We start from the raw sequence: 9,319 nt of genomic DNA, 5'->3' as shown, positions 1-9,319 counted from the left end.
TAGTGGTTCTTATGCAATTGCAAGGCAATTGTAAACCAAAGTAGCTTACCAACTTGTTGGTTAGTGTTACACAGTAGCTGACTGAAGCTAAATGCACACAAGCATGTTTTTTAGCATTCTAGTCAGCCTTGTGGGGGCGGGACAACGAAATCATTATTAAAAAGCTGATTTCTGTCCCACTCCCTTATGCAATTGCAAAGCTAAATGACCATGCTTGGTATTTTAATCCGTATCAAATCCGTATCACTGGTGTATTAAAGTCGTTTGCAGTTTGGCCTGAAATAAGGTTGTAAATTTTAGTAGCATGTATCTCATTAGTAAATAAATTTGCGTTTTGTTTATTGACTTGCGTCACAAAGTTTCTTTCTGGAAACGATTTTTTAATTTGTTTTAAATACTGTTGTCCACGTTCAGACATGCCTAGGATACGCACAGCGTTAATTGACGCAGGCTCATCATATTTTTTAAAATTTAAAAGTATATTCATAAGTAAACGCTGAATGTGCGTATAGGTATAACGTTTCGTTTTTAATAGTGTCATTAAATGTTCAAAACTTGTCGCTCGTTCAATAGTTTGAAGTATGCGATTTTCAATGCCTTCACTCATGGTATAAATCTGTGCTAATGATGTGGCATCTTGGCTTAAAATTGCATATTTTAAATAATTGAATGTATCCTCAATAGAGATATGAGGTCGTTCATAGTGCTTATGTATCTCAGATGGTACGACATCTTTCCAATGATCCGTTTGATTCATTAATGATTGACGAATAGAAGTGCCGCTTGCAAATGTTTGGTGAGAGATTTCATTATCGTGATGGGCAGACTGAAATCGGGAAATCGTCCATGGTTGTATTGATGGTGCGTATGTTTGGATTGCTCTCACATAAGAAAGGCCTAATGTATTGTTGGGCGATGATAGCAAGTCATTATCAGTAATCAGTTCGCTTAAGATTCTTGGGTAGCTTTTGCCTTCTTTTAATTTTTCTAAAAATAGAGGTGATTGCTCAATTTTATCAATAGACTGTGCCAATGATAGAAAGTCATCCATATTACCCGATTCGCTTCCAAATGATAAATGAGAAACATTTAAATAATCTGCTATCTGCACAGCTGTTTTTGCGAAATATTGACCTGCAGACACTGATGCATAAGCTGGAAGCTCTACGGCAAGGTCTACGGCACACAATGCCATTTTTGCACGAGTGAATTTATTGTAAATTGCGGGTTGGCCTCTCATCACAAAGTTTCCACTCATGATTGCTATGGAAATGTCAGAGTTGGTTATTGACTTTGATTGTTGGGCATGGTATAAGTGACCATTGTGGAAGGGATTATATTCAGTGACTAGTGCAACGCTTTTCATTTGCAATTCTTCCTTTCAGAATTCATTATAGATATTGTAACAGATGTAACTGTGTTAAGAAAAAATCTTGACAACTTATATCTATAAAGTTAAAATAAATTTTGTGCTTGTTAGAGGTGAAGCCATATGAAATGGTCAATAACACAATTAAGAAAATTCCAAGATAAACCTTTTGAATTCCATCAAACGGTTAATTTTGATCATTTAGTAAAATCATTAGATTTAATAGATTTATCAGATATTGATGTTGAAGGTGAATTAACCGTCAGATCAAGTGAAGTCATTGCAGATATGCATTTGACTGGGACGTATACGATGTCTTGTGCACGTACTTTAGTTCCTGTTGAAGTTCCTATTGATATCAAGTCTCAAGAGATTTTTGATTTAGAAGGATATGAGCAGTTTGAAAATGATGAAGATGAAGATGAACATTACCATGATGCAACAGACGGTATGATAAATCTAAAAGATATTGCTGAAGAACTAGTTATTATTGAAAAACCAATGCGCGTTTTTTCAAAAGAAAGCGATCAGATGTTACGAGAAGGTAATGGTTGGGAAGTTATTGACGAAGAACAAGCGGTTGAAATTGCGAAAGATAAAGCATCTGCTGAATCAGAGCAAATCGATCCTAGGCTTCAAAAACTACAACAATTATATGACGAAGAGCAATAGCGGATTTAGATAATCTATAGTATAATGGATTATTGAATCTGAAATTATCTATTTAGTGTTTGAATATAAGGAGGATTATCATGGCAGTACCAAAAAGAAGAACGTCTAAAACAAGAAAAAATAAACGTCGTACGCATTTTAAAATTTCAGTACCTGGTATGACTGAATGCCCAAATTGTGGAGAATACAAATTATCTCACCGTGTATGTAAGAACTGTGGTTCATACAAAGGCGAAGACGTTGTATCAAAATAATTTCATTTAATTATTAGGCTATATGATAGCCTAATCTAATCGTTCATTAATTATTCACTTGATAATTTTTGAACGATTTTTTATTTTAGAGATAGTTACTCTATATATTCAACTGATAGGTTGTGTGAATCATATGGAAACGATAAATGCACAAATAATTATAAATAAAATTGAAGATCACGATGCGCAGTGGCTTTATCATCATTTTAGTGAATCATTTCAAGAAGTTTCATCTTTTGAAGAACTTGAGAAATTACTAAGTAATTATAATGCACTTAGAGGCGAAAATAATTTATATAGACATCTCAATATTAATCGACAAGATGAGTACATTTGGTTTGATAATAAAATGGCTACAGGTGCAAGTGTCACATTAAATAAGTACCAAGAGATTGTTGGAATGTCCTTATTACCAATTGGTCATAACCATAATGCGAAACATACTAAATATAGCTATACCATTCCAATTAAAGAACCGTGCTTAGTTTATTGGGGTGGAGATAATGAATTAACGAATGACCATCATCGATTTAAACAACAACGTCATGCTTTAGATTTAGTGAGAGTTAAAGATGATTATACATATAAAGGAAATCCAAATGAATGTGAGAATTACTATAGCTATGGAACATCAATCGTAGCGCCAGCAAATGGGGTAGTAGAGGCGATTGTAGATGGTATACCAGATAACTTACCCGGTGATAGTAATACTGTCCATCCAGAAGGTAATTATATTATTATTAAACATGGGCGTAATGAATATAGTATGATTGCACATATTAAACCATATTCTTTTAAGATTGAAAAAGGTGATATGCTATTGCGAGGACAACACATAGCAGAAGTTGGTAATTCAGGTAATACACCAGAGCCACATATACACTTTCAAGTTATGAAAGATAAGCATATTCAAGCGACACAAACATTAAAAATTCAATTTCAAAATGTTACAGCGCCTGTCAAAGGTGATATAGTAACATATAAAGGTGATAGTATTGTGGTAAAAGAAAAACACGAATTGTCTAAATTAGCAAAAGGCATACGTTCGAACATTACACACCTATTCAAAAGTTGAAAATAAATATATAAAGAGGCTATGTTATGGAAATAATAACTTCAGCACAAAATAATAAAATAAAAAATGCAAATAAATTAAAGAAAAAGCGTGAGCGAGATAAGACTGGCCTTGCGCTTATAGAAGGTTATCATCTTATAGAAGAAGCTTATAAGAGTAATATCAAGATTCAACAGCTCTATGTTGTTGATGCAGATAGAATACAAGATGATATGATAAGTTATGCAGAAGAAGTATTTGAAATTAATTTAAAAGTTGCAGAAGTATTATCGGGAACTGTGACACCGCAAGGATTCTTTGCTGTTATTGAGAAACCTATCTACGAAACTACTAATGCGAAGCAAGTGTTATTAATAGATTGTATTCAGGACCCAGGTAACTTAGGTACGTTAATCCGTACAGCTGATGCTGCAGGTTTAGATTTAATCGTGTTAGAAAAAGGAACTGCAGATCCGTATCAAGATAAAGTAATGCGTGCAAGTCAAGGTAGTGTATTTCACATACCTATTTTAACGACAGAGTTAAGTGGTTTTATTGCTGATTTTGAGGGCGATGTTTATGGGACTGCGTTAGAAGATGCAGTTGTATATAATCAAATACCTAGTCAAGAGACATTTGCTTTACTTTTAGGTAATGAAGGTGAAGGCGTTAATGACAAATTACTCAGTCAAACAACGCAAAATCTAACAATTCCAATTTATGGTAAAGCAGAAAGTTTAAATGTTGCAATAGCAGGTAGTATTGTGATGTATCATTTGAAAGGTTGACCCTATCATAAATCATCGTATATAATAAATGTAATGATATTTAAATATGAACCCATAAAAAGACGTAAACTAAATAGATACAGAAGTAAAAGGGAGATTATCCACGACTGAAAGATAATCCGATGTAGTTAGTTTTTTTCACCTTTTTGGTTACTTAAAGAAATTTAAGTCGGAAATCATTTCCGTTATCAATGACAACAAGTGTATGCTACGGCATAAATTTGGGTGGTACCACGGAAGACTTCGTCCCAGTTTTAAGGGATGGAAGTCTTTTTTTATGCAATTTTAAAATATAAATATAACAACTTAAAATTCAAGTAGGAGGGCTAAGTATGGCACAAACAGAAGCTATGGCTGAAATCAAGCAGCAGGCATTAGTCGATATTAATGAAGCTCAAAATGAAAAAGCGTTACAGGATGTAAAGGTTAAGTATTTAGGAAAAAAAGGTTCAGTTACTGGATTGATGAAACATATGAAAGATTTACCGAATGAAGAGAAACCTGCATATGGTCAACAAGTAAATGAAGTTAGACAAACGATTGAAAAGGAAATTCAAGCACGTCATGAATTACTGGGTAATGAGCAGTTAGAGCAACAATTGAAAGAAGAAAAAATAGATGTAACATTACCAAGTCGTAAAATTGCGATTGGTGCTAAACATCCGCTCACAAGAACCATCGAAGAAATTGAAGATTTATTTTTAGGTTTAGGTTATGAAATTGTTGATGGTTTTGAAGTTGAACAAGATTATTATAACTTTGAAGCGTTAAACTTACCAAAATCACATCCTGCCAGAGATATGCAAGATAGTTTTTATATAACGGATGAAATTTTAATGCGTACACACACATCTCCAGTACAGGCTAGAACAATGGAAAAACGCAATGGTGAAGGCCCAGTTAAAATTTTATGTCCTGGTAAGGTTTATCGTCGTGATTCTGATGATGCGACACATAGTCACCAATTCACTCAAATTGAAGGGTTAGTTGTTGATGAAAATATTAAAATGAGCGATTTGAAAGGTACTTTAGAATTATTAGCTAAACAACTATTTGGTGAAGATAGAGAAATACGTTTACGACCTAGCTATTTCCCATTTACAGAACCTTCTGTTGAAGTTGATGTATCTTGTTTCAAATGTAAAGGTGAAGGTTGTAACGTATGTAAGCATACGGGTTGGATAGAAATATTAGGTGCTGGTATGGTTCATCCTAACGTTCTTGAAATGGCAGGCTTTGATTCAAATAAATATACTGGTTTCGCTTTTGGTATGGGACCAGATCGAATCGCTATGTTGAAATATGGTATTGAAGATATACGTCATTTCTATACAAATGATGTACGTTTCTTAAGTCAATTTAAAGCAGTAGAAGACAGAGGTGAAAAATAATGTTTATTTCTAAAGAATGGTTAGAGTCATATGTAGAAATTAATGAACCAGTTAATGTACTTGCAGAACGTATTACACGTACTGGAATTGAAGTTGACGATATTATTGATTATACAAAAGAGATTAAAAACCTTGTAGTAGGCTATGTACAATCCATAGCTACACATCCAGATGCCGATAAACTTAATATATGCCAAGTTGATATTGGTGAAGCGGAGCCAGTACAAATCGTTTGTGGTGCGCCGAATGTAGATGCAGGCCAAACAGTGATCGTTGCAAGTGTTGGTGGCAGATTACCTGGTGGTGTGAAAATCAAACGTGCGAAATTACGTGGCGAACGTTCTGAAGGTATGATTTGTTCATTACAAGAAGTTGGGGTGCCTAGTAATTTAGTACCGAAACAATTTGAAGATGGTATATTTGTATTTTCAACTGAAGTTAAACCGGGAACAGATGCATTAGATGCATTATATTTAAATGATCAAGTGATGGAATTTGATTTAACACCAAATAGAGCAGATGCATTAAGTATGATTGGTACAGCCTATGAGACTGCTGCACTATATAATGTTCCAATGACGAAACCTGAAACACAAAGTACAGAAACAAGTGATCAAACGAATGATGAAATTAGTGTCAACATTCAAAATGAAGATAAAGTACCATATTACAGTGCACGCGTAGTGAAAAATGTAACAATTGCACCTTCTCCAGAGTGGATGCAAATGCGTTTAATCAAAGCTGGTATTCGCCCAATTAATAATGTTGTAGATATCTCTAATTATGTATTAATTGAATACGGTCAACCGTTGCACATGTTTGATCAAGACCAAATTGGTTCCAAACATATAGAAGTGAGACAAGCTAAAGCTGATGAAGAGATGACAACTTTAGACAACCAGGAACGTCAACTAAAAGAAAATGACATTGTTATAACAAATGGAGAAACACCTATTGCGATTGCAGGTGTAATGGGCGGAGATTTCTCTGAAGTTACAGAAGCAACGAAGCACGTTGTAATAGAAGGCGCTATTTTTGATCCAGTATCCATAAGACATACATCACGTCGATTGAACTTAAGAAGTGAAGCATCTAGTCGCTTCGAAAAAGGTATTGCAACTGAATTTGTAGATGAGGCCGTTGATAGAGCTTGTTACTTATTACAAACCTATGCTGGCGGTTCAGTAGCACAAGGACGTGTTTCTCAAGGTGAACTTGGATCTTTCGTTACACCAATTGATATTTCAGTTTCAAAAGTGAATCAAACAATCGGTTTTGAACTCAGTGCTGAAGATATTGAATCTATATTTGTTCAATTAGGTTTTGAAACAACTAAAAATAAAGATGTACTCACTGTCATGGTGCCTTCACGTCGTAAAGATATTTCAATTAAGGAAGATTTAATTGAAGAAATCGCACGTATCTATGGTTATGATGAAATCCCTTCAACATTACCTGTATTTGATCAAGTAACACATGGCGCGTTAACAGATAGACAATCTAAATCAAGAATAATTAAAGCGACATTAGAAGGTGCTGGATTAAACCAAGCAATTAATTATTCACTTGTAGATAAAGACAGAGCAAAAGATTTTGCATTACAAGAACGTGAAACAATTGACTTACTCATGCCTATGAGTGAAGCTCACTCAACTTTACGTCAAAGTTTAATCCCGCATTTAATTGATGCAGTTGCTTATAATGTGGCACGTAAAAATAGCGATGTGCGATTATATGAATTAGGTAGCGTATTTTTTGCGAATGGTGAGGATGAACTTCCTGATGAAGTAGAATATTTAAGCGGTGTTTTAACAGGTGATTATACAGTTAATCACTGGCAAAGTAAAAAAGAAACGATTGATTTCTTCGTTGCTAAAGGTATCGTTGATAGAATCGCTGAAAAGCTAGATATTCAATTTGAATATGAAGCTGGAGAAATAAATGGGCTGCATCCAGGTAGAACAGCTTATGTGAAATTAAATGGCGAAATTGTTGGTTTCGTAGGTGAACTACATCCTAAAACTGAAAAGGACTATGACCTAAAACGCACGTATGTCTTTGAATTAAACTTTGATAAATTAATGTCAGTATCTGTTGGTTATATTAATTATCAAGCAATTCCAAGATTCCCAGGCGTATCAAGAGATATCGCATTAGTGGTTAATCGTGCAACACCATCAGCCAAATTAGTAAACATCATTCATGAACATGGTGGCAATATTTTACAAGAAGCAGAAGTTTTCGATGTCTATGAAGGTGAACATATGGCAGAAGATGAAAAATCAATCGCAATCCGTTTAGCTTATTTAGACACTGAACAAACATTAACGGATGATAAAGTGAACGCTGTACATGAAGCCATATTAGAGGCTTTAAAATCAGAGGGTGCAACGATTAGATAATGATTCACAAACATATATTTTAGATTTGATTTTGTAATATAAGATAAGGGAGTAGGATAGAAATCAAATTTTCTAATAGAAATTTCGAAGTCTCACCTATGCAATCAAGGCAAGGATGACTCGGATAAAGGTTTATTTGAGCTAAAGCGCATGCATAAGTCTAACTAGACTTTTTACGTGGCATACTGATGCTTTTGCATAAGAAGTGAGACATTACAATTTCAATTCAGTCATCTACTCCCCAATTGAAAAAAGCGCCTTAGACATCTATTTATGTCTAAGGCGCTTTTCTATTTAATCATTATATTTTTTTTGAACTAAATTTTCAGCTTTTTTGCGATTGGCAAAATGTTTCTTGGAAATAGAATCAAGGTAAGCTATGCCTTTGCGTTCAATTATTTTAGCTGCAGTTAAATCTACTTTATTACTCGCTCCTTTAGGAATGTCTGTTTTAACTGATTGAGTTAAACGATCCATATGTTTAACGAATGCATACCTTGAAATAATACTTGCAGCTGCAATTGCAATGGATTTTGATTCACCTTTAGTCTCAAATTTCGTTTTATCACTGAATGGTAAGTCACTTAAGGCATAACGTTTATAAACACCTGCTTCGGCAAATTGGTCAATAACGATATAATCTAATTCAGTGGTATCAATTTTTTGAGTGACATTTTTAATCGCTTCATTATGCAATACAGCCTTCATCTTAACTTGAGACCAGCCCGCCTTTTGCTTTTCATTATATTTCTCATTATTCATGACCAATAATGAGTGGGGGATAAAGGTAACGAGCTGTTCGGCTAATTCAACAATTTTTGTATCTGTTAATTTCTTCGAATCATCGACGCCTAGCGCTTTCAGGATTTGAACATTTTTATGTGAGACATAGGCAGCACATACGGTCAATGGTCCGAAATAATCGCCACTTCCTGCCTCATCACTACCAATACATTGAAATTGGTTATATGAAATCGTTTGTTTGGTTGTTGAAGCTTTCTTATTGGATGGTTGTGATTTAGTAACATTAGGCAACAACTGTGCAGCGATACGTTCTGCATCCTTGCCTTGAAACATCACTTTGTTTGAATTATATATTGAAATAGAAGTTCCCTTGTATTTTGTTTTTGCTTTCATACCTCGGGATAGCTTTGATGTTTCAAAGGGTATTTTTGACATTAATTGCTGTATATCTGAATTGGTTAATTTATGTACAATATTTGTCATGTACGGTACCTCACTTTTTATATGAATAACTTATGTATTTAGACATTGAACATCATATCATATGTATGTAAGTGGTGTTAGGTGATAAATATATGATATTTTAATTATTGAAAGAAAATTTTAATTGTTATCGATAAAAAATAGATAAAGTCCGTATAATTG

The 9,319-nt window shown here is 34.1% G+C and carries 8 protein-coding genes; 6 read left to right on the top strand and 2 right to left on the bottom strand.

Translation table 11 applies throughout. The annotated features are described in order from the left end of the window. Positions 1 to 232: 232 nt before the first annotated feature. Positions 233 to 1,366: a nucleotidyltransferase gene (locus KA893_RS02535; protein ID WP_041080338.1), complete on the bottom strand. Its 1,134-nt coding sequence runs from the start codon at positions 1,364 to 1,366 to the stop codon at positions 233 to 235. Positions 1,367 to 1,492: 126 nt separating this feature from the next. Here KA893_RS02535 and KA893_RS02530 point away from each other — a divergent pair, with 126 nt between their 5' ends. The 6 genes from KA893_RS02530 to pheT all read left to right on the top strand — a co-directional run bounded on the left by KA893_RS02530 (position 1,493) and on the right by pheT (position 7,930). Continuing rightward, positions 1,493 to 2,041 (top strand): YceD family protein, encoded by a 549-nt coding sequence (locus tag KA893_RS02530; RefSeq protein ID WP_002483644.1) that lies wholly within the window; start codon positions 1,493 to 1,495, stop codon positions 2,039 to 2,041. A gap of 80 nt (positions 2,042 to 2,121) precedes the next feature. Then, positions 2,122 to 2,295, top strand: coding sequence for a 50S ribosomal protein L32 (gene rpmF, locus KA893_RS02525; RefSeq protein ID WP_011303391.1), 174 nt, complete (start codon positions 2,122 to 2,124; stop codon positions 2,293 to 2,295). A 133-nt stretch (positions 2,296 to 2,428) separates the two neighbouring features. Then, positions 2,429 to 3,370, top strand: coding sequence for a M23 family metallopeptidase (locus tag KA893_RS02520; protein WP_194440766.1), 942 nt, complete (start codon positions 2,429 to 2,431; stop codon positions 3,368 to 3,370). A gap of 26 nt (positions 3,371 to 3,396) precedes the next feature. Beyond that, on the top strand, positions 3,397 to 4,137 hold the full coding sequence (locus tag KA893_RS02515) for a TrmH family RNA methyltransferase (RefSeq protein ID WP_069825780.1): 741 nt from the start codon (positions 3,397 to 3,399) through the stop codon (positions 4,135 to 4,137). 332 nt (positions 4,138 to 4,469) lie between these two features. Then, positions 4,470 to 5,528 carry a phenylalanine--tRNA ligase subunit alpha gene (gene pheS, locus KA893_RS02510; RefSeq protein ID WP_002483641.1) on the top strand — a complete coding sequence of 353 codons (1,059 nt, stop codon included), beginning with the start codon at positions 4,470 to 4,472 and terminating at the stop codon, positions 5,526 to 5,528. Continuing rightward, positions 5,528 to 7,930: a phenylalanine--tRNA ligase subunit beta gene (gene pheT, locus KA893_RS02505; protein WP_194375927.1), complete on the top strand. Its 2,403-nt coding sequence runs from the start codon at positions 5,528 to 5,530 to the stop codon at positions 7,928 to 7,930. The genes pheS and pheT overlap by 1 nt, the downstream gene beginning before the upstream one ends. Before the next feature lie 294 nt (positions 7,931 to 8,224). Here the strand turns inward: pheT and rnhC are convergent, their stop codons facing one another. Continuing rightward, positions 8,225 to 9,157: a ribonuclease HIII gene (gene rnhC / locus KA893_RS02500; protein WP_041080343.1), complete on the bottom strand. Its 933-nt coding sequence runs from the start codon at positions 9,155 to 9,157 to the stop codon at positions 8,225 to 8,227. Positions 9,158 to 9,319: the final 162 nt, after the last annotated feature.

It is taken from the genome of Staphylococcus sp. GDY8P126P (assembly GCF_017891965.1).
In the GTDB taxonomy this organism is placed as follows: Bacteria; Bacillota; Bacilli; order Staphylococcales; family Staphylococcaceae; genus Staphylococcus; species Staphylococcus saprophyticus.
Note: the sequence above shows the minus strand (reverse complement) of the source record. Positions and strands in the feature narration are given on the sequence as shown.